We start from the raw sequence: 21,277 nt of genomic DNA, 5'->3' as shown, positions 1-21,277 counted from the left end.
CAATGAATTTGAATACTTCCTAAAGGAGGGGACACAATGCATCGCGGAAAAGGAATGAAATTCGTAGGAGATTCTCGTGTGCCGTATAAGGCAAACAGAACAAAAACTCCGCCAGACTATTCCGAGTATCCAGGTAAAACAGAACCATTCTGGCCAGATTTCTTATTAAAAGAATGGATGGTTGGTGCTGTATTCCTTATTGGTTATTTAATCTTGACTGTCGCTCACCCGTCTCCACTTGAGGCGCAGGCTGATCCGACAAATGCAGGTTATGTACCAATGCCGGACTGGTATTTCTTATTCTTATATCAATTATTAAAATATGAATATGCTTCAGGTCCATATAACGTGATTGGAGCTATCGTTGTACCAGCAATTGCTTTTGGTGCACTTATGTTAGCGCCATTCCTAGATAGAGGACCAGAACGTCGCCCAATGAAACGCCCACTTCCAGTAGCGTTTATGTTATTAGCACTTGCTTCTATGATTTTCTTAACTTGGGAATCAGTAGTTAACCATGACTGGGAAGCTGCTAAAAAACAAGGTGCGATTGTTAAAACAGTCGAATTCGATAAAGAGTCTGATGGTTATAAAGTTTATGCTGGTCAATCTTGTATCAACTGTCATGGTGAAAACCTTGAGGGTGGTGCAGGCCCAACATTAATGAACACTGGATTAACTGCTGATGAAGTAACTAAAATTGCTCATGATGGTATCGGCGGTATGCCTCCAAAGCAATATAATGGCTCTGATGAAGATCTAAAAAAACTTGCTGAGTTTATTGCAAGCTTAAAAGCTGAATAGTATTTATATTTATTAAAAGAGTCAGGAAACTGGCTCTTTTTTTATTATTAAGTTCCTTGATACACTAAATGAAATCCGTTTGCATTGAGGGACTGGACCAATAATATGTAGGTGAATGAAATTATTTTACTTACAAATACTAAAGAATACATATTTCATTAAAAAAAGGGAGTAATAATATGCCTTCAATTATCTCGAAATGTTGGGTGATACTAACACATCGTTCGTTTTTATGGCTTTTATTAATAGTCAATGTGGTCGGTACAATTTGGGGCTATGATTGGTATGGCTGGCAATTAGAAATGACAAAACCAATATTTCTTATTTTTGTGCCAGATAGTCCTACTGCAAGCCTCTTTTTTAGTATAGCAATTGTCGGCTGGTTGCTTGGACGACATTGGAAATTAATCGAGGCACTCGCTTTAATAACGCTTGTCAAGTATGGTCTGTGGGCTGTTGTGATGAACATTTGGGCACTTATTGAAGATGGTTCAATTGGCTGGATGGGCTGGATGTTAGTCTTCTCGCATTTCATGATGGCTGTTCAAGGGATACTATATTTACCTGCGTACCGCTTCACTTTTATCCATGTATGGATTGCAGCGATTTGGACTTTGCATAATGATGTGATTGATTATGTTTTTGGTCAGATGCCAATTTATCATATGTTGTCGGATTATGTGCAAACTATTGGTTACTTCACATTTTGGTTGTCGATTTGTTGTATATCTATAGCATTTTGGACAGCGAAAAAAAGCTTTTCATTTGCTCAAAGGACTTAGACACCTTAAAATAATAGTAAGCTAGTATTAGGAGGATGGTTAGTTTGACAACTACGATGTATATCGTATATTTTATCGTATTATTACTATTACCGATTTACGCTCAAATGAAAGTAAAAAGAACGTATAAACGGTACTCACAAGTTCGATCAACTTCAGGTATGACAGGTGCAGAAGTTGCAAGATTAATCTTAGATCAGAACGGGTTAAGTAACGTCCGCGTAGTAGAGCAACAAGGTTTTTTAACTGATCACTACAATCCAGCAACAAAAACAGTTGCTTTATCTACTCATAACTACCATGAAGCATCTGTAGCAGGTACTGCTGTTGCTGCCCATGAATGCGGACACGCAATTCAACATAAAGAAGCGTATTCATTTTTAACATTACGCTCTCAATTAGTTCCTGTAGCGAATATTTCGTCAAATGCATCTTGGATTTTCATTATGATTGGTATGATTGCAACTATTAAGCCTTTGTTACTAGTAGGTATCGTTTTACTTGCAGCAGGTGTTGTATTCCAACTAGTTACATTACCAGTCGAATTTGATGCTTCAAAGCGTGCGATGAACCAGATTGTTGAGCATGGTATTATTCGTAACGAAGAAGAGCCATATGCGAGGAAAGTTTTAAGTGCAGCGGCATTAACTTATGTTGCAGCGGCAGCAACTGCTGTAATGGAATTACTACGATTAGTTTTAATTTATACTGGAATGAATAACGAAGACTAAATGTAACTGTACTAGTATAATATGGAAGGTCCTTGACTGGGAAATCAGTCAAGGGCCTTTTTTTGGTACAAAAATGGGAAAATATGAGTTAAAAAATAGAAAAAATCAAAAAAATGATATAAAACTCTGTTTTTTGTATTCAAACTGTAATATATCTGTAATTGAAATAGCGTTGTTTATTACAAAGGATTTCTGTAAAGTAAGTCTTGTAGAAAAAAACAATTACTAAATTACAAAAATAAATCAACTAATAATAGTTTGAATAAATATTGGAGAGTTTAAATCAATGAAAAAGAAAAATCTATTTACAGCAATTACAGCAGGTACATTAGCTTTAACGATTTCATTTACAGGACTGACAAATGGTCATCAAAATACAGCTTCAGCAGAATCATTAACAACTTCAAAAGAAGTACATACATCAACTGCAATCACAATGGTTGCTAGTTCAAAAGCTACTAAAATTAGTGGTAAATACAAAACAACAGCAGCATTGAATATGCGCTTAAGCGCAAATACAACTTCAAAAGTACTATTAACTACTAAAAAAGGTGCTGTCGTAAAAGCATCTTATAAGAAAAAAGTAAACGGCACAACTTGGTATAAAGTTTCATATAATGGCAAAACAGGTTGGATGTCTTCAGCATATTTAAAAAAATATAAAAAAGTAAGTAAAGTTTCAAATAGTGCAACTGCATCAGCTATTATTGATGCTGGTAGAAAATACTTAGGCGTACCATATGTATGGGGTGGTACTTCACCTTCAGGATTCGATTGCAGTGGTTTCACTCAATATGCTTATAAACTAGCTGGACAAGGTACAATTCCTCGCAACAGCCGTGCGCAACGTGCAGCAGCAACGTTTACAAGTAACCCACATGTAGGAGATTTAGTCTTCTTCTCTGCAAATCCTGGTGGCGATTATATTACACACGTAGGATTATATGCGGGTAACGGTCAAGTTCTACATGCTGCAGGTGATAAAGTTCAATATCAAAGTATTGCAAGTGGTAGTTATTGGGGTCCACGTATCATAAGTTATGGTACTTTCCGTTAAAATAAAGTTAAAGCCCTCAACAGTGGGGCACTGAGTATCGTTTTTGAGACAATAAGAAAACACCTTATTTTGCAGCCAGTTGACGGTATTGTACCGGCGACTGGCTGTTTAATTTCGTTTTAATCCGGATATTGTTATAATAATAAATGTATTCTTCGACCATATTTATTACGCGTGCATTTGTCGTGCGGTAAATTTCGTCGAGGTAGAACGTTTCAGACTTTAGCGAGGAGTGAAACGTTTCGATTGGGGAATTATCAACGGGCGTGCCTTTACAAGACATGCTCATGGTAATTCCCTTTTCTTTGATTGTTTTTTGATATACATAAGATGTATATACAGATCCTTGATCACTATGCAGAATGCAGCCCTCTGGTAAATTAGGTAATTGATTGAGCGTATCTAAAACAAAGGCTGTATCTTGCTTAGACCCAATGGTTTGTGCAATAATCTCGCCATTAAACAGATCTAATATACTTGAAAGATACATCATGGTTTGTCCAAAAGGCAAGTAGGTAATATCTGTTACGAGCTTCTCTAATGGTTTTGTTGCACTAAAATCGCGAGCTAATAAATTTGGAGCGATGTAAGCTGGTTGGCCCGTACGTTTACGTTTCTTTACTTTTACACGGCACTGCCAGTTATATTTTTGCATCACACGTTGCACCGTTTTCTCACTAATACCTATTAATGATTTTGTGATTTTTCGATAACCGTATCTAAATTTGTGTAGCTTGCACAAGTTACCAATTTGTTGGTCTCTAAGCTCCTTTGGTGTTTGCGTATGAACTTTTGCTTTCCAACGATAGTAAGACGAACGGCCAACTCCTAAATGAAGACAGATTTCACCAATTGACATACTTCCTTTTAACTCCTCCACTAATTGAACTACGACTCTTGAGACCACTTCCTCTCCAACTCTGTGTACTTTTTTAATACTTCAATCTGTTGTTTTAGATAACGATTTTCAGCTTGTAACTTTGCGGTTTCACTTCCATATTCAGGTCCTTTACCGAAGGTATATTGTTTACCCACTGGCTGTTCAAGCCGATGTAATTCGCCATTTCGATACCATTTCAACCATGTTTTTAATTGACTGTGATTACGAATATTCAACTCTTCTAATACTTGCTTTACAGGAATCCCAGCTAATCTCATCTCAATTGCCTTCATTTTAATTTCTACTGGATAACTGACTCTTGTCCCCATAGAAAAAACACCTCCGCGTTGGTTTTTAAAGGTAGGATACCCATTTTTTCAACGAAAGGTGTTTTTATTTGTCTCATATTTTTAGGTCAGTGCAGTGGAGATATTCCATTGTTGAGGGCTTTTTTCATTCCTAAAATGTAAACCCAATATTTAAAATCCTTTAAGCAAAAGCAGATAGGGTCGTTCTATCTGCTTTTGAAAAATTAATCAATCGATTGGTTGTTTCTTATCATCTAATGTAAAACCTTCTCCAATAACATCATGTACTTCAGAAACAGAAACAAATGCATGTGGATCAACGGATTGTATAATACTTTTCAACCTAAATAATTCATTTTTTGCAACAACACAATAAATAACTTCTCGATCTTCTTTTGTGTAATGTCCGTAACCTTTTAAAATAGTGACTCCGCGTGACATTTGTTTAGTAATACGGTTGGCAATTTCATCTTGTTTATCGGAAATAATAATTGCTCCTCGTGCAGCATACGCACCATCTTGGACGAAGTCGATTACTCGTGCACTCACGAAAACAGCGACGAGCGTATACATCATTGAGCGTGAATTAAGGAAAGTTGTCCATGATATAACAATAACGACAGCATCAAACATGAACATTGTCTTTCCCATTGGCCATCCGATATATTTATTAACTAGACGTACAATAATATCGACGCCTCCAGTAGTACCACCATACCGGAAAATAATACCGAGCCCTGCACCTAGGAGTACACCTGCGAATAATGCAACTAAGAACATATCGTCCTTCAATCCAATATCGACTTGATAAAATTGGAATATTTTCATAAATACAGAGACAGAAACTGTTCCAATTATTGTATAAATAAACATTTTCCGCCCAAGTAGTTTCCAACCGAGTATAAACATCGGCACATTCAGTACTAAGTTCATCAGTGCGGGATCCCATTTGAAAACGAAGTACAGAATTAACGTAATTCCTGTAACGCCGCCTTCTCCTAGTTCGTTTTGAACGTTAAAATGAATAAATCCGAAACTGAAGATAGCTGCACCGAGAATAATAAACAGTACATTTTTAAATTTAATATTTGGCATCATTTTTTCACCTCATTTTTGGTTAGTAGAATGTATAATAAAAAGGACTGTGAGAAAAAATGATAAGTAGCCAATCCGTAAACTATTTGATTTACAATAAAGAGAGGTCATTGACAAGCGCTCTTGTGAATCTTTATGGAAGACTTTACATATTTTCCTTTGTAAAAATATATTATCATGTATTTTCGACATTTTGACAACAACAAGTATTATTGATTACGATGAACAAGAGGAGAGTGTTATAGATGAGTAAGCAAGTAACAATGGAACAAATGCAAAAACAAGTAGATGATTATATAGGGCAGTTTAAGGAAGGCTACTTTCCACCATTTGAATTACTAGCACGTTTAACTGAAGAACTTGGCGAATTATCAAGAGAAGTTCAAAATGTTTATGGTATGAAAAAGAAAAAGCCTACAGAAGCAGCCAAATCATTAGAAGAAGAATTTGGAGACTTTTTATTTGTCCTCATCTGTTTTGCAAATGCAGAGAATATTAATATGGCTGAAGCTTTACACAGAGTTTTACATAAATTTGAAACGCGGGACAAGGATCGCTGGACTAGAAAGGAAGAGAATGAATGACAATTCGTGTTGCAATAGCTGGACCAAGAGGTAAAATGGGATCCGAAGCTGTACATACAGTAATGAATAACGATCATATGGAATTAGTAGCAGTACTTGATCATAGAGAAATTGCAAATTCACTGGATTGTTATACAGAATTCCCTAATTCCTATCGTGTACCCGTTTATAGAAATTTAGAAGAATTATTTGAAACGGTGAAACCAGATGTTTTTGTTGATTTAACGGCACCTGAAGTTGTGTATAAACACACGAAAGAAGCACTTCGATATGGAGTGCGTCCAGTTATAGGTACGACTGGTTTTACAGATGATCAATTAGAAGAATTGACTGAACTATCCGCTAATTTGCAGCTTGGAGCAATTATTGCACCTAACTTTGCAATTGGTGCCGTGTTAATGATGAAGTTCTCACAAATGGCGGCTGCCTATTTACCAGAAGTTGAAATTATTGAAATGCATCATGATAGAAAGTTAGATGCTCCTTCTGGTACCGCGATTAAAACGGCGCAGCTAATACAAGAAAATAGAAGAAGGCACAAACAAGGGCATCCAGATGAAACTGAAACGCTTCCTGGTGCTAGAGGCGCTGATTTTGAAGGCTTACGTATTCATAGCGTACGTCTCCCTGGACTTGTAGCTCATCAGCAAGTACTATTTGGTGGAGAAGGACAATTACTCACTCTACGTCATGATTCGTTTAACCGTACCTCATTTATGTCAGGTGTGAAGTTTTCAATTGAAAAAGTTATGGAACTAGATGAATTAGTATACGGCTTAGAGAATATTTTATAAGAATGGAATGAGCTCTGTGAAAATATCTTTAATCGCGCATGATAAAAAAAAGGATGATTTAATCCAATTCGTAACAGCATATCGTGCTATTTTAGCCGAGCATAGTTTATATGCAACTGGAACGACAGGACAACGTGTTATCGATGAAACAGGTTTATCAGTGACAAGATTCCGTTCAGGGCCTGTTGGGGGAGACCAGCAAATTGGTGCGATGATTGCCAATAATGATATGGATATGGTTATTTTCTTCCGAGATCCATTAACAGCACAACCGCATGAACCGGATGTTACGGCCTTAATCCGCCTATGTGACGTTTACCAAGTTCCTTTAGCGACTAATATGGGCACAGCAGAAGTATTGCTTAAAGGTCTACAAGAGGGCTTCATTGATTGGCGTTTAATAGAAGAACAAAGAAATTAAGGGCTTTTATTAATAACTAACTGTAAAAGTGTGCTGGGTCCAGCAAATGCATCAATTAAGTATTATGAAAATATAGATATAAGTAAGAAAGGAAGTGGTCGGGTGCGTAAAATGAAAATAGGTATAACTTGTTATCCGACTGTTGGAGGCTCCGGTGTTATTGCGACTGAGCTTGGTAAGATGTTAGCTGAAAAAGGGCATGAAATACATTTCATCACTTCTAGTATGCCTTTTCGCTTGAACAAAATTTATCCAACTATTTTTTATCATGAAGTTGAAGTTAATAGTTATTCCGTATTTCAGCATTCTCCGTATGATATTGCACTAGCAAGTAAAATGGCAGATGTCATAAAAAGTGAGAAATTAGATGTGTTGCATGTGCATTATGCTATTCCACATGCTGTATGTGCGGTTTTAGGTCGGGATATGGCTGGAGAGGATGTCGGCATAGTAACAACGCTCCATGGTACTGATATTACGGTATTAGGCTATGATTCATCATTAACTGGTGCAATTCGCTATGGCATTGAAAAATCTAATATAGTAACAGCTGTTTCAGACTCTTTGAAGCGTCAAACATACGAGCTAATTGAAACAAATAAACCAATCGAAACAATATATAATTTTGTTGATGAAAGGGAATATACACCTAAAGATGGTACGCGATTAAAGAGGGAATTTGGTATACAAGACAATGAGCGCGTACTAATTCATGTATCGAATTTCCGTAAAGTAAAACATATTCCAGACATTATAAAAACGTTTATTCAAGTTAGAGCAAAAATGCCTGCAAAACTATTACTTGTTGGAGATGGACCTGAAAAGCACCGTATTATGGAAGAAGTAAAAAAATGTCCATTTATAAATGATATTTTATTTTTGGGTAAACAAGATAATTTATCTGAGCTTTATGCGATGAGTGATCTAAAACTACTTATGTCCGAAAAGGAATCATTTGGACTTGTTTTATTAGAGGCAATGGCATGTGGCGTACCTGGTATTGGTACGAATGTTGGCGGTATTCCAGAAGTTATTGAACATGGTCTTAATGGTTATATTGTGGAGTTGGGTGATATAAATCAGGCAGCTACATATGCGATAGATTTACTACAAGACGAATACAAACTAAAAGTTTTCCGCGAAGCAGCTATTTATAGAGCAAATCATTGCTTCCATTCTTCAAAAATTGTGGAGCAATACGAAGCTCTTTATGAGAAGGTGGCACGGAAAAATGAAGTTAGATGAGAATTGGCAAGCCGCTTTTGATATTATACAAAGTTTGGAAAGAGCAGGTTATGAAGCGGTCATTGTTGGAGGTGCAGTAAGAGATTATTTACGAGGCCAACTAGCCAATGATGTCGATATTGCTACGAGTGCTTTACCTGAAGAGGTGAAGACTGTATTTTCACGTACAGCAGATGTCGGTATCGCTCATGGTACAGTTTTAGTAATTCATCCTCTTAGTCCTGTAGAAGTCACAACATATAGAACAGAAGGCACTTATGCAGATCATCGTCGACCTGACGAAGTTCATTTTGTACGTTCATTAGAAGAGGATTTAAAACGTCGTGATTTTACAATTAATGCGATGGCGATGCGCGGCTCGAAAGAAATAGTAGATTTATATGGTGGGCAAAGTGATTTATCTGCTGAAATTATTAGAGCTGTTGGAAATGCTAGTAGTCGTTTTAGTGAGGATGCACTACGAATGCTACGTGCTATTCGGTTTAGTGCACAGCTTGGCTTTGCAATTGAAGAAGAGACTTTCAAAGCCATTCGTAAACAAGCACTAGATATAAGTTTTATTGCGAAAGAACGCATAAAAGTAGAGTTTGATAAAGTATGGACCAGCAAGAATGCTCATAAAGCGATACACTACGTCATCGAAACGAATCTTGTAGACTATCTACCGGGGGATATTTCAAAACAAGCAGAACATTGGAGTACTTTCGAGAGTTTTGGTAATCCCGTTAATGGCTGGGCCTTTTTAATATTATTACAACAAGATGAAAATGCCGTCCAACTTTTAAATACATTTAATTGTTCCAACAAAGAAAAAAACTATGTGAAACAAGTGTTACAAGCATATCAAACACGGACGACAACAGGTTGGACTGCGAAAGACTATTTTGAATATGACTTACCTGTATTAGAAATTGCAAATGATTTTGCGACAAAATTCCACCATTCGAACGATGATTTAAAAAGTTCCGATATTGCACGGAAGAAGAATGCACTAGTCATTCAATCTCGCTCTGAAATTGTCGTCAATGGACGTGACTTGATTGAGTGGAGTGGGAAAAAAAGTGGTCCGTGGTTAAAAATAGTTATTGATAAAATGGTCGATGAAATATTATCAAATAACCTTGTTAATGATCGACAACAGATAAAGGAGTGGTTTTTGAATGAGTATACGAAGTAGGTTTCAAAACATTTATATATAAGCATTCTAAGCCCATTCCGAACAGGTGACCAAAAAGCGACCGAATAATAAAACGTCGTCTAATAAGTTACCTGTTTTTGCTTTGTCTTTTTTGGCCAAATGACTATAAGTGTTTAATGTTTCCTATAAGTAAAAAAACCCATTAATAACCTTTTAATGTTTTTATTTTCATTCAATAAATCAATGATACAAAACATTAACATGGAATTTGAGAAAAAATCTTTTAATTGCCGTATCGTTTAGTAGAACAAGAAAAAAAGACTAAGTAACCGATTATCCGGATGCTTGGTCTTTTTCACTTTACATGAGAACGAATGTTCTATATGATGGTGAGAAAGAAGTGAACAACTATGAAAGAGCAGCTAATAAGAGTCATGCAACATAATTAACTTATTGATTTAAAGTATTTGTCGAAAGGTGGAAAAGTAACAAAAAGGCGTGTGAAAATAATTAAAATGACTGATGAATGGTTCAGGCGTATTGCTTTTCGAAACAAGCTAAACGTACTTTTATCATAGATAATATTCTTGCGATTGTTCCAATAATTATGAGAGAGCGTGAGGTAGTATGACTGCATTTGATACTTAAATCTATGTTCACAAAGCAATCGTACTAGAATTGACTAAACGAATTTTAAAACGTGAGAAAATTTGTCGGCAAGTTCGGCTGTTAAGGAATTGAAAGAACAAGAGTTGCTCAAAGAAGGCCTTGTCGAAAAATTGCCAACTCCGTCAAGTGTGTTATCGTCGTTTTTCAAATCTAGCGAATTGTATAGATTCTCTGGAATAATCTTTAAAGCAAAAGCATCTATTGATAGAAACATAGTTTTAGAGCATCACGAAAGTAAATATAGAAAAACACTATTAAGTGTTATGAGTGCGTATAAGCATGGGAAGGTTGAGTGCTTAGATTCGTCATTTATACAGCCATCAAGCGTGTGAGTAGCAGTACCAAAGTGAAATCAATAATGAACGAGGCTTGGGAAATCTAAACCATAGGGGTGTATGGACATGAAGATTTTGTTGAGTATTTACTATTGTTTCGTTGATGAGGATATTGCACCTGAAGATGTAGCGTTAGGAGAATGGTTGTGGATAGCGTCATTGCCTGTTGCAGGAGTAATAAGTTTGTTATTGGTACTTTCATAAGATACAGCGGTATAAAAATAGCCATTCGTATTGAGTGGCTCAATTTCCCTCTTTACTGTTTTACTTCAAATTTTTGTCGTCCTAATTCTTCGCCGCCAATACCTTGATTTGCTACCCTTATTTCTATAAATGTTCATATTTAATTATACAGGGGATTGTGACCGTTTTTTGGGGAGATAAAAAGACCACTCTATAAACGGTCTGAATATATTTATTGAGTGACCAGAAGGTGACTAAATGTTAAGATTGATTAAGGTTTAGGCATATTTTGAGATAAATAATGATACTATTGAATCTGATTAACAGCTTTAAATAAACAATAAGTTATATTTTGATACTACATTCAGATAAAGGATTGGTTTAGTAATGAAAGCAACATTAAAAAATGAAATTATAAAGCGCTTAGTCGAGGCTAATGGTGAACCAATTTCTGGTCAACAGCTGGCAGATGAATTTGGCATCTCTAGGACAGCAATATGGAAGCATATGAAGCAACTTCAAGAAAAAGGGTACTCCTTTGAAACTGTAAAGAAAAGAGGCTACGTTTTAACAGCAACGCCTGATACAGTCGATGATGCAAATATTACAATGGCTCTTGAAACGAAAAGCTTCGGTAATCGTATTATATATGAACAGTCAATGACCTCTACTCAAGCTATTGCACATAATAAAGCGCAAGAAGGAGCCCCAGAAGGTACTGTTGTTATTTGTGAAGAGCAGACAGCTGGCCGAGGCCGTATGATGCGTGAGTGGAAATCAACAAAAGGCAAAGGTATTTGGATGAGTGTTATCCTCCGCCCGGAGATAGCTCCTTATGAAGCACCGCAATTAACTTTAGTAGCTGCAGTAGCATTAACTAAGGCGATAGCTGATATAACAGATGTACAACCAGAAATTAAATGGCCAAACGATTTATTGATAAAAGGTAAGAAATGTACAGGGATATTAACAGAATTACAAGCAGATCCAGACCGCGTAAATGCAATAATTATGGGGATCGGCATAAATGTAAATCATCAGCCAAACGATTTCGAGAAAGAAATAAAAGACATTGCAACATCACTAAAAATAGCTAGTGGTAAACACATAGATCGCGCAATCCTAGTCGCAAAAATACTCTATTACTTAGAAATTTATAGTGCTCAATATGTAAAAGAGGGTTTTGAACCAATTAAGTCTCAATGGGAAAGCTTCTCTTGTACTATTGGCAATCGTATTCGTGCCACAACATTACAAGAAGAATTCATAGGAAAAGCTATCGGGATAACAAATGACGGTGTTTTACAATTGCAATTAGATGATGGCACGATAAAAGGTATCTATTCAGCTGATATTACACTTGAGAAATAAAGATTGGAATGTATCAATAAACTTGTTATAGTTGAAGTATAGGACAGTATCAATTTAATTGAACTGTACCTCGCTACAAAAAACTAAAACTAAAAAGATTCGCCTTGATCTAGTAATAGACAGGGACGGAAGAAAACGATGCATTTTATTGAAGACGCAACCCTTCTGTCCATTTTTTGACAGAGGGGTTTTTTGTTTTCTTCCTGTAAAGAGGAGGAAGCGTTATGAAAACAACGACTGATTTTTTGAAGATGAAAGAACAAAGCAACAAGATTGTTATGTTGACCGCTTATGATTTTCCGTCTGCAAAACAAGCTGAAGAAGCTGGTGTTGACATGATTTTAGTAGGTGATTCTTTAGGAATGGTTGTACTCGGCTATGATTCAACTGTACCTGTAACTGTTGCAGATATGGTCCATCATGCGAAAGCGGTGAAAAGAGGAGCAAAGGATACTTTTATAGTAGTCGATATGCCATTTGGTTCTTACCACGGAGAAATTGATAAAACATTACAAACTGCGATTCATATGTTCCAACAAACTGGTGCTAGTGCGTTAAAAGTTGAAGGAGCAGAGCTTGTTGTCAATGTAATATCCTCTTTAGTGAATACTGGGATTCCGGTGGTGGCACATTTAGGCTTACTACCACAATCTGCGGCAGTTCTTGGGGGATATAAAGTGCAGGGGAAAACAGCCGCTGCAGCAGAAAAATTATTGCAAGATGCAAAAAAAGTTGAAGAGGCAGGGGCATGTGCGCTTGTCCTTGAATGTATTCCATATCAGCTCGCAGCAGAAATTACAAAAGTACTTAAAATCCCAGTAATCGGCATAGGAGCAGGAGCAGATGTTGATGGACAAGTTCTCGTTTATCATGATGTGCTAGCGTATGGAACACACCATGTACCAAAATTTGTTGAAACGTTCGCACTTGCTGGAGATTTGATGCAGAGCGGTATCGAAAGCTACACAAAGGCAGTAAAACAAGGTTCTTTTCCAAAAGTAGAGCATCGTTTCACGATGACAGATAATCAACTAGAACAGCTTTACGGAGGAATAAGAAAATGAAAATTGTTTCAACTATTAAAGAACTAACTGTGCACATCACAACAGCCATAAAAGCTAACAAAACAATAGGTCTCGTTCCGACAATGGGCTATTTACATGAAGGGCATATGGCGCTAGCAACGGCTGCTCGCAAAGAAAATGATTTAGTAGTCATGAGCCTTTTCGTCAATCCAGCACAATTTGGACCTAACGAAGATTATGAAAGCTATCCTAGAGATTTAGAGCGTGATGCGCGGATTGCAGAAAAAGTAGGAGTTGATTTTTTATTTGCTCCTTCTACCAGCGAGATGTATCCGACTAATGGTGGTATTCAAATATTGGCAGGTCCGCAATCTAAAATTCTTTGTGGAGCAACAAGACCTGGACATTTCGATGGGGTATTAAAAGTTGTGACAAAGCTTTTCCATTTAACTAGGCCAACAAACGCTTACTTTGGACAGAAAGACGCACAACAGTTAGCGATTATCGAAACTATGGTACGTGATTATAATTTCCCATTAGAAATTCGAAGTGTGCCAATTGTTCGAGAAGAAGATGGCCTTGCAAAAAGCTCACGAAATGTATTTTTAACAGACCAACAACGTGTGCAAGCACCAGTTATTTGGCAAGCGTTAGATATTGCAACAACCCATTATTTGAAATACGACAATGCTATTGAAGCAACAAGACTTGCAAAAGAACATATCGAAACCAATTCAAATGGGCGTATTGATTATTTGCAAATGCTAAGTTACCCAGATCTGACTGAAGTGACAGAGCAAACTGGCGAAATTTTACTTGCAACAGCAGTTTACTTTGGTAACACGCGCCTAATTGACAATATTATTTTTCAAAGAAAAGGGGAATAAGCAATGCTAAGAATGATGATGAATGCGAAAATCCATCGTGCAGTTATAACGCAAGCGGACTTAAATTATGTAGGTAGTATTACGATTGATGAGGATTTACTCGATGCAGTTGGCATGCTACCAAATGAAAAAGTGCATGTTGTTGATAATAATAACGGTGCACGATTTGAAACATATATTATTGCTGGAGAGCGAGGTAGTGGTGTTATTTGTGTAAACGGAGCAGCAGCTCGTCTAGTGCAAAAAGGTGATGTAGTTATTATTATGTCTTATGCATATGTTAATAATGAAGAAGCAAAAAACCACAAGCCAACTGTAGCAATTATGCAACACGGTAATACGATTAAAGAACTCATTCAATATGAACCAGAAGCAACAGTAATGTAAAAGAAGGAAGCATCCAATATTGGGTGCTTTTTTTAGTATCTTAAGACGTGAATATTCAGCTAAATAACAATGAGGCTAATTAATGCAACAAACAAACGAATTAGTGCAACAAACAGCAAAGTTAGTGCAACAATCAACAGAAATAACACAACAATCACCAGACTTAACACAACAATCCGCAAAATCTACAATTCTACACACCAACCTCAGCTATTCTGCCCAAAATGTGATAGAATTTTGAGTATAAACCGATCGGAAAGTTGTGAAGAAAATGATGGACAGTCAAACATACGCAATCGTAGATTTAGAAACGACAGGTCACTCCTCTCAAAACGGAGACCGTATCATTCAAATAGCGATTGTTTTAATGAAAGATTGGGAAGTGCAATCAACTTTCACGACTTTCATTCACCCAGGGAAGAAAATCCCTCGTTTTATTCAAGACTTGACGAATATTACGGACAAAGATGTAAAAGATGCGAAACCATTCGAAGCGCATGCTGAAAAAATTTATAACATTTTGCAAGATTGTGTCTTTGTTGCGCACAATACTGATTTTGATTTGCCTTTTTTACAAGCTGAATTCAAAAGAGCAGGTCTACCAAAATGGTTTGGTAAACAGATGGACACAGTCGAGCTTTCGAAAATTTTATTCCCAACGGCATTTAGCTACAAGCTACAGGATATCGCTATGGAATTGAATATTTCATTGAAACAAGCACATAGAGCTGACGATGATGCCTTTGCAACGGCACTATTATTAAAACGTGGTTGGGAAGAATTGTTAACTATTCCACTATCAACAATTGAACAATTACATCAGCGTTCTTTTCGCTTAAAATCAGACCTATCTCAATTATTCTTTGATGCGATTCAGATAAAAAGAGCAGTATCCAAACAATCTGAGATCCACTTTTATTATAAAAATATAGCGTTAAGAGGAGCAGTAATTGAGGCTAAATCAGAGGTGGCGCTGAAATATCCACAATCTACTGCTGAAAAAAAAGACTTATTTACTAGAGCTTTCAAAAATTTCGAAGTTCGCCCTGATCAATTTAAAATGATGGATCAAGTTTGGCAAGCTTTAAATACCAAGCAGGAAGTATTAACAGAAGCGTCTACTGGGATTGGTAAAACACTTGCATATTTAATTCCTGCAATTATTTATGCCAAGCAAACAAATGGTAAAGTAGGGATTAGTTCATATACTTCGCATCTGCTTGACCAACTGTTAGCAGAAGAATTGCCAAAAGCAGAAGCGATTCTGCAAACATCTATTAATGTTACTTTGTTAAAAGGAATGGAGCACTATATAGATGTGGATCGTTTTGCAGAGCTTTTTGTTGCTCAAGATACTTCCTATGATGAATCATTTACAATGATGCAACTACTCGTTTGGCTCGCTAATACAACGACAGGCGATTTGAATGAAATTACATTATCTGGTGGAGGACAATTACTATTAGACAAAGTACGACGTTCATCGGCGACTGTTATTTCACGTGGTAAAGGTTACTTTGACTTTTACGAAAATGCGATTAAAAAAAGCAAAACAGCAGATCTTATTATTACAAACCATGCGATGTTACTTTCTGATTTAACGCGAGTTGAGCCAGTTCTTGCATCCGTTGATGGTTGGATTCTTGATGAAGCACATCAATTTATTCAGGCGGCTACATTAAGAGATGAAAAAGCACTCTCTTATACACAATGGAAATACATTTTTGGTCAACTTGGATCAGTTGATGACCATCAGTTAATTCATAATTATTTTAAATTGATGGCTGATAGCGGGAAGATTCCAATTAGGCAATTATCAAAATTAGAAATAAAATATTGTGAGATGGTGCAGATTTTTGATGCAACAATTCATCAATTGATTAATCTATTAAATATTCAAAAGTCAGGTTCACGTCACAATAAGCGTACTTATCCTTTAAATTCGCTCATAATTAAGCAACCTTTATTTGAAAAAGTGAGTCATAGTATACAGGGATGGGTACAATTTGCACAGGAAATAAGTGATGTATTCCAGCAAAATCCTGATGATTTATCACCTACACAGCAAACGATATTATCAGACTGGTATTACTGGTTACGTGAATTAACTATTAAAGTAGCTGAATGGGATGCTATCTTCTTGACTTATGAAGTGGATTGTTCAGCATGGATTGAGTTAGATCAGCGAAGTATACCAGGAAGCTTGCATGTTTATAAACGTCCAATTCACGTTGCGCAATCGGTCACAACTGTTTTAGATCGTTTCCGTAATCACTCAGGAATTATTTGGGCATCTGGTACATTAACTGTACCGAACAATCGTCGCTTTATCGCGGACCAACTAGGACTTCAAAGTTCAGTGCCACTATTCCAATTCCAAGCACCGCCATCATACTATGACGGTGCGAGCCTTTATATAGTTGATGATATGCCTGAAATTCAGCAAGTTTCCCAAACAGAATATGTGGAAGCTGTAGCAGATGCCATTATTCAAACTGTACTTGCTACTGAGGGCCGTTGTTTTGTATTGTTTACGTCTCAAGATATGCTTAGAAAAACGGTTGAGTTAATTCAAGAAACGGAAGCATTATGTGATTATATGCTCTTTGCTCAAGGTATGTCTTCAGGTAGTCGCATGCGATTATTAAAACTATTCCAGAAGTTTAATCATTCTGTATTGTTTGGTACGAATAGCTTTTGGGAAGGTGTAGATGTACCAGGTGATGCATTGTCGGCGGTTATTGTCGTGCGTTTACCATTTTCTGCACCAGAAGAACCGATTTTCAGAGCTAGATCCGAAGTATTAAACGAACAAGGATTGAATTCATTTTATAAATTAGCTCTCCCTGAAGCCATTTTACGCTTCAAGCAAGGGTTTGGTCGTTTAATCCGTTCTTCACAGGATAAGGGCGTTTTTATCGTTTTGGATCGCCGAATTGAGACTAAATCGTATGGGAAGGAATTTATACGTGCACTTCCAGCGATTCCGGTGAAAAAAGTATCCCTTCAACATATGGTCTTAGAATTAGAACATTGGTATAATAAAAAAGTATGAGGATAGAAAGCAGGTCGATCATATGAAAAAGCAATTTAAAGTACGATCAGCTATTAAGATATGTTTTCAGCCGAGCTTCAGTCAACTAGAAAATGCGTTAAGATTAACCAATTCGATGTTAGAGTTAACGCATTTAAATGCAGGCATTATGAAGCCTATCTTCACGATAAATGAAACGTAAGGTGATATAATGAAAAATTGGATCAAGTTCTTTACGATATTTTTGTTAATCCTGTCGTTATCAATTGTCGTTATAGTTGCTTGGAAATCTTATTCACCGTTTTACAGCTCGGAGAAAGACGCGAAGCAAGTTGTGCTTGATGCAAATAAGCTAGCGACTGTCACCGATACCTATGTGTATAACGGTAAGAAACCGTTTGTTACGGTTTTAGGAACAGATAAGGCAGGAAAGAAAAAGGCTGTGTTTGTTCCAAAAGATGATAGTAAGGCAAAGCTAGAAGAAGTTTTAATGGAGGAAGGCACTTCTGAAAAAGAAGCACTTTCTGTTGTGTCCAAAAAGGGTGACGTGAAAGAAATCCTTCATACAAAACTAGGTATAGAAGAGCCCGGTGTCGTTTGGGAAATTACGTATCTTAATCAAGAGGATAAACTAAATTACGTTTATATTCTGTTCGAAAATGGACAGTGGTGGAAGCGTATTTTGAACTTGTAAAAAAAGGGGAAGATTAACTTGAAACAGTATTTAGCAGACCGTGTAAAAACATTAACACCTTCAACGACTTTAGCAATTACAGCAAAAGCAAAAGAATTGAAGGATCAAGGTATTGATGTTATAGGATTAGGCGCGGGTGAACCTGATTTTAACACACCAAAAAACATTTTAGATGCAGCAACAGACTCTATGATGAAAGGTTTCACCAAATATACACCTGCTGGAGGTCTACCAGCATTAAAACAAGCTATAATTGCTAAATTAGAAAGAGACAATAATCTTACTTATACTCCAAACGAAATTATGGTAGGTGTAGGTGCGAAGCATGTCCTTTATACTCTGTTCCAAGTGTTATTAAACCCTGGAGATGAAGTAATTATCCCAATTCCTTATTGGGTAAGTTATCCGGAACAAGTGAAATTAGCTGGCGGTGTCCCTGTACATTTAGAAGCTACTGCAGAGCAACAATACAAAGTAACAGCCGAACAACTTCGCAGTGCTATTACTGATAAAACACGTGCACTTATTTTAAACTCACCAAGTAATCCTACTGGTATGGTTTATACAAAAGAAGAATTAGCTGAAATTGCTGCAGTTTGTGAAGAAGCAGATATTCTAATCGTGTCAGACGAAATTTACGAAAAACTTGTTTATAATGGAATTAAACATTTCTCAATCGCACAACTTTCAGATAGCATAAAAGCACGTACGATGGTGATTAATGGAGTAGCTAAATCTCACTCTATGACAGGATGGCGTATTGGTTATGCAGCAGGTAATAGTGAAATCATTAAAGCGATGACGGACTTAGCTAGTCATTCAACGTCTAATGCAACAACTACTGCACAATATGCAACAATTGAGGCTTACAATGGACCTCAAGATACAGTAGAAGAAATGCGACAAGCATTTGAATCACGTTTAACAGAAATTTATCCAAAATTAAATGCAATCCCTGGCTTCCATGTGTTGAAACCAGAAGGCGCATTCTATTTACTACCAGACGTAACGGAGGCGGCTACTAAAACTGGTTATGAATCTGTTGATGCATTTGCGAAAGCTTTATTAGAAGAAGCAAATGTTGCAGTCATTCCTGGTTCTGGTTTTGGTGCAGAAAAAACAGTTCGTCTTTCTTATGCAACTTCACTTGATTCATTAGAAGAAGCTGTTTCTCGTATGGATAAGTTCGTTAAATCTAAATGGCAAGATTAATATTCTAACAATGAAGCAGACTGTCTATTTTTAGGCAGTCTGCAAAATTGTTTAAAATGCAGGAGGTCTATATGAAAAAAATTCGCATTCAAGACATGTCAAACCACGTTGGCGAAACAGTTAAACTAGGTGTTTGGCTTGCAAACAAACGCTCGAGCGGTAAAATAGCATTTTTACAATTACGTGATGGTTCAGGATTTGTCCAAGGCGTAGTCGTAAAAGCTGACGTTCCAGAAGAAGTATTTGTAACGGCTAAAGGCTTACATCAAGAATCATCTTTATATGTAGTAGGGGAAGTAACAAAAGACGAACGCTCGGCATTTGGATATGAGCTTCAAGTAAAAGAAATTGAAGTTATTGCTGAAGCACATAATTACCCAATCACACCTAAAGAGCATGGTATTGAGTTCCTAATGGACAACCGTCACTTATGGTTACGTTCTCGTAAACAACACGCTATTATGAAAGTTCGTAATGAAATCATCCGTGCAACTTACGAATTCTTCAACAATAATGGTTTTACAAAAGTAGACCCGCCGATTCTAACAGGGTCAGCTCCTGAAGGAACATCAGAACTGTTCCATACAAAATATTTCGATCAAGATGCATACCTTTCTCAATCCGGCCAATTATATATGGAAGCAGCTGCAATGGCACTAGGAAAAGTATTCTCATTTGGTCCAACATTCCGTGCAGAAAAATCAAAAACTCGTCGTCACTTAATCGAGTTCTGGATGATTGAGCCGGAAATGGCTTTTGTTGAACACGATGAAAGCTTAGAAGTACAAGAACAATATGTTTCTTACATCGTGCAATCAGTTCTTAAAAATTGCAAAATCGAACTAGAACGTTTAGGTCGTGATACATCTAAATTAGAACATATTCAAGCACCATTCCCACGAATTTCTTATGATGATGCAATCAAACTTTTACATGAAAAAGGCTTCGATGACATCGAGTGGGGAGAAGATTTTGGTGCACCACACGAAACAGCAATTGCTGAACATTATGATAAACCAGTCTTTATCACATGCTACCCAGTAGGTATTAAACCGTTCTACATGCAACCTCACCCAGACCGTGATGATGTTGTATTATGTGCGGATTTAATTGCACCAGAAGGTTACGGTGAAATCATTGGTGGTTCTGAACGTGTACATGACTATGAGTTAATGAAACAGCGTTTAAAAGAACATGACTTAGATGAAAGTGCATATGCTTGGTATCTTGACCTTCGTCAACAAGGATCAGTACCACACTCAGGTTTCGGTCTTGGCTTAGAAAGAACAGTAGCGTGGATTACAGGAGCAGAGCACGTACGTGAATCAATTCCATTCCCACGTTTACTAAATAGACTATATCCTTGATAAATGCTGAAGTGGCCCGTTCAGCCCCGACAAGCACTGGACAAAGGAACACAGTCTAAGAACGCCACGTCCTGTGGCAACGACTGCGTGACCCACATCGTGCGGGCCTGAATCAAAGGCGCTTTTTGCCTTTGACCGAGAGACTGAAGTGACCTCGAGGGGCTGGCCACTGAAGCTGGATATGTGATAAAAGTACAAAGGAAGGCAACCTAGGTGCGCGGCGTCCTGCCGCAATGGTTGCATTCGCGTCATGCGGGCCTTAGAAAAGGACTGG

Annotated in this window: 22 protein-coding genes; 20 read left to right on the top strand and 2 right to left on the bottom strand. The window is 37.1% G+C overall.

Features of this window, described 5'->3' with window-relative positions; translation table 11 throughout:
- Nucleotides 1-36: 36 nt before the first annotated feature.
- The 4 genes from ACZLO7_RS16225 (at nucleotide 37) to ACZLO7_RS16210 (ending at nucleotide 3,374) form a co-directional block, all read left to right on the top strand.
- Nucleotides 37-804, top strand: coding sequence for a c-type cytochrome (locus ACZLO7_RS16225; protein ID WP_464940635.1), 768 nt, complete (start codon nucleotides 37-39; stop codon nucleotides 802-804).
- 179 nt (nucleotides 805-983) lie between these two features.
- Nucleotides 984-1,586 carry a lipoprotein heptaprenylglyceryl N-acetyltransferase LhaT gene (lhaT, locus tag ACZLO7_RS16220; RefSeq protein WP_464940634.1) on the top strand — a complete coding sequence of 201 codons (603 nt, stop codon included), beginning with the start codon at nucleotides 984-986 and terminating at the stop codon, nucleotides 1,584-1,586.
- 56 nt (nucleotides 1,587-1,642) lie between these two features.
- Nucleotides 1,643-2,317: a zinc metallopeptidase gene (locus tag ACZLO7_RS16215; protein WP_464940681.1), complete on the top strand. Its 675-nt coding sequence runs from the start codon at nucleotides 1,643-1,645 to the stop codon at nucleotides 2,315-2,317.
- 286 nt (nucleotides 2,318-2,603) lie between these two features.
- A complete protein-coding gene (locus ACZLO7_RS16210; RefSeq protein WP_464940633.1) occupies nucleotides 2,604-3,374 on the top strand; it encodes a C40 family peptidase in 771 nt (256 codons plus the stop codon).
- Nucleotides 3,375-3,438: 64 nt separating this feature from the next.
- Here ACZLO7_RS16210 and ACZLO7_RS16205 read toward each other — a convergent pair.
- Nucleotides 3,439-4,583, bottom strand: a protein-coding gene (locus ACZLO7_RS16205; RefSeq protein ID WP_511261354.1) for an IS3 family transposase whose coding sequence is annotated in 2 segments (ribosomal slippage) — nucleotides 3,439-4,310 and nucleotides 4,310-4,583 — 1,146 coding nt in all. Because the reading frame shifts where the segments join, the coding sequence is not laid out codon by codon here.
- A gap of 207 nt (nucleotides 4,584-4,790) precedes the next feature.
- Entirely contained in the window at nucleotides 4,791-5,660 is an 870-nt protein-coding gene (locus ACZLO7_RS16200) for a YitT family protein (RefSeq protein WP_464940591.1), read from the bottom strand.
- A gap of 242 nt (nucleotides 5,661-5,902) precedes the next feature.
- Here ACZLO7_RS16200 and ACZLO7_RS16195 point away from each other — a divergent pair, with 242 nt between their 5' ends.
- The 16 genes from ACZLO7_RS16195 (at nucleotide 5,903) to asnS (ending at nucleotide 21,003) form a co-directional block, all read left to right on the top strand.
- Nucleotides 5,903-6,241, top strand: coding sequence for a nucleotide pyrophosphohydrolase (locus ACZLO7_RS16195; RefSeq protein WP_464940590.1), 339 nt, complete (start codon nucleotides 5,903-5,905; stop codon nucleotides 6,239-6,241).
- Nucleotides 6,238-7,035, top strand: a complete 798-nt coding sequence (gene dapB / locus ACZLO7_RS16190) for a 4-hydroxy-tetrahydrodipicolinate reductase (protein ID WP_464940589.1) — start codon at nucleotides 6,238-6,240, stop codon at nucleotides 7,033-7,035. Before ACZLO7_RS16195 ends, dapB begins: the two co-directional genes overlap by 4 nt.
- A 16-nt stretch (nucleotides 7,036-7,051) precedes the next feature.
- Entirely contained in the window at nucleotides 7,052-7,456 is a 405-nt protein-coding gene (mgsA, locus tag ACZLO7_RS16185; protein WP_464940588.1) for a methylglyoxal synthase, read from the top strand.
- 102 nt (nucleotides 7,457-7,558) lie between these two features.
- Nucleotides 7,559-8,701 carry an N-acetyl-alpha-D-glucosaminyl L-malate synthase BshA gene (bshA, locus tag ACZLO7_RS16180; protein WP_464940587.1) on the top strand — a complete coding sequence of 381 codons (1,143 nt, stop codon included), beginning with the start codon at nucleotides 7,559-7,561 and terminating at the stop codon, nucleotides 8,699-8,701.
- On the top strand, nucleotides 8,688-9,878 hold the full coding sequence (locus ACZLO7_RS16175) for a CCA tRNA nucleotidyltransferase (RefSeq protein WP_464940586.1): 1,191 nt from the start codon (nucleotides 8,688-8,690) through the stop codon (nucleotides 9,876-9,878). Before bshA ends, ACZLO7_RS16175 begins: the two co-directional genes overlap by 14 nt.
- A 1,031-nt stretch (nucleotides 9,879-10,909) precedes the next feature.
- Nucleotides 10,910-11,047 carry a hypothetical protein gene (locus ACZLO7_RS16170; RefSeq protein ID WP_464940585.1) on the top strand — a complete coding sequence of 46 codons (138 nt, stop codon included), beginning with the start codon at nucleotides 10,910-10,912 and terminating at the stop codon, nucleotides 11,045-11,047.
- Between the two features lie 366 nt (nucleotides 11,048-11,413).
- Nucleotides 11,414-12,397 (top strand): biotin--[acetyl-CoA-carboxylase] ligase, encoded by a 984-nt coding sequence (locus ACZLO7_RS16165; protein ID WP_464940584.1) that lies wholly within the window; start codon nucleotides 11,414-11,416, stop codon nucleotides 12,395-12,397.
- Nucleotides 12,398-12,621: 224 nt separating this feature from the next.
- On the top strand, nucleotides 12,622-13,461 hold the full coding sequence (gene panB / locus ACZLO7_RS16160; RefSeq protein WP_464940583.1) for a 3-methyl-2-oxobutanoate hydroxymethyltransferase: 840 nt from the start codon (nucleotides 12,622-12,624) through the stop codon (nucleotides 13,459-13,461).
- Nucleotides 13,458-14,309: a pantoate--beta-alanine ligase gene (gene panC, locus ACZLO7_RS16155; RefSeq protein ID WP_464940582.1), complete on the top strand. Its 852-nt coding sequence runs from the start codon at nucleotides 13,458-13,460 to the stop codon at nucleotides 14,307-14,309. The genes panB and panC overlap by 4 nt, the downstream gene beginning before the upstream one ends.
- 3 nt (nucleotides 14,310-14,312) lie before the next feature.
- Entirely contained in the window at nucleotides 14,313-14,696 is a 384-nt protein-coding gene (panD, locus tag ACZLO7_RS16150) for an aspartate 1-decarboxylase (RefSeq protein ID WP_464940581.1), read from the top strand.
- A gap of 82 nt (nucleotides 14,697-14,778) precedes the next feature.
- Complete coding sequence (locus tag ACZLO7_RS16145; protein WP_464940580.1) at nucleotides 14,779-14,937, top strand: hypothetical protein; 159 nt, start codon at nucleotides 14,779-14,781, stop codon at nucleotides 14,935-14,937.
- Nucleotides 14,938-14,967: 30 nt separating this feature from the next.
- The gene (gene dinG, locus ACZLO7_RS16140) at nucleotides 14,968-17,751 is read left to right on the top strand and encodes an ATP-dependent DNA helicase DinG, 3'-5' exoribonuclease type (RefSeq protein WP_464940579.1); all 2,784 of its coding nucleotides are present in this window, start codon (nucleotides 14,968-14,970) and stop codon (nucleotides 17,749-17,751) included.
- A gap of 22 nt (nucleotides 17,752-17,773) precedes the next feature.
- Nucleotides 17,774-17,932, top strand: a complete 159-nt coding sequence (locus ACZLO7_RS16135; protein ID WP_464940578.1) for a hypothetical protein — start codon at nucleotides 17,774-17,776, stop codon at nucleotides 17,930-17,932.
- 9 nt (nucleotides 17,933-17,941) lie between these two features.
- Entirely contained in the window at nucleotides 17,942-18,424 is a 483-nt protein-coding gene (locus ACZLO7_RS16130; RefSeq protein WP_464940577.1) for a cell wall elongation regulator TseB-like domain-containing protein, read from the top strand.
- Nucleotides 18,425-18,442: 18 nt separating this feature from the next.
- On the top strand, nucleotides 18,443-19,636 hold the full coding sequence (locus ACZLO7_RS16125; RefSeq protein WP_464940576.1) for a pyridoxal phosphate-dependent aminotransferase: 1,194 nt from the start codon (nucleotides 18,443-18,445) through the stop codon (nucleotides 19,634-19,636).
- A gap of 71 nt (nucleotides 19,637-19,707) precedes the next feature.
- Complete coding sequence (gene asnS / locus ACZLO7_RS16120; RefSeq protein ID WP_464940575.1) at nucleotides 19,708-21,003, top strand: asparagine--tRNA ligase; 1,296 nt, start codon at nucleotides 19,708-19,710, stop codon at nucleotides 21,001-21,003.
- Nucleotides 21,004-21,277 lie beyond the last annotated feature (274 nt).

Source organism: Viridibacillus sp. d25.2 (assembly GCF_055456015.2).
This window is presented reverse-complemented; position numbering and strand designations above follow the sequence as displayed.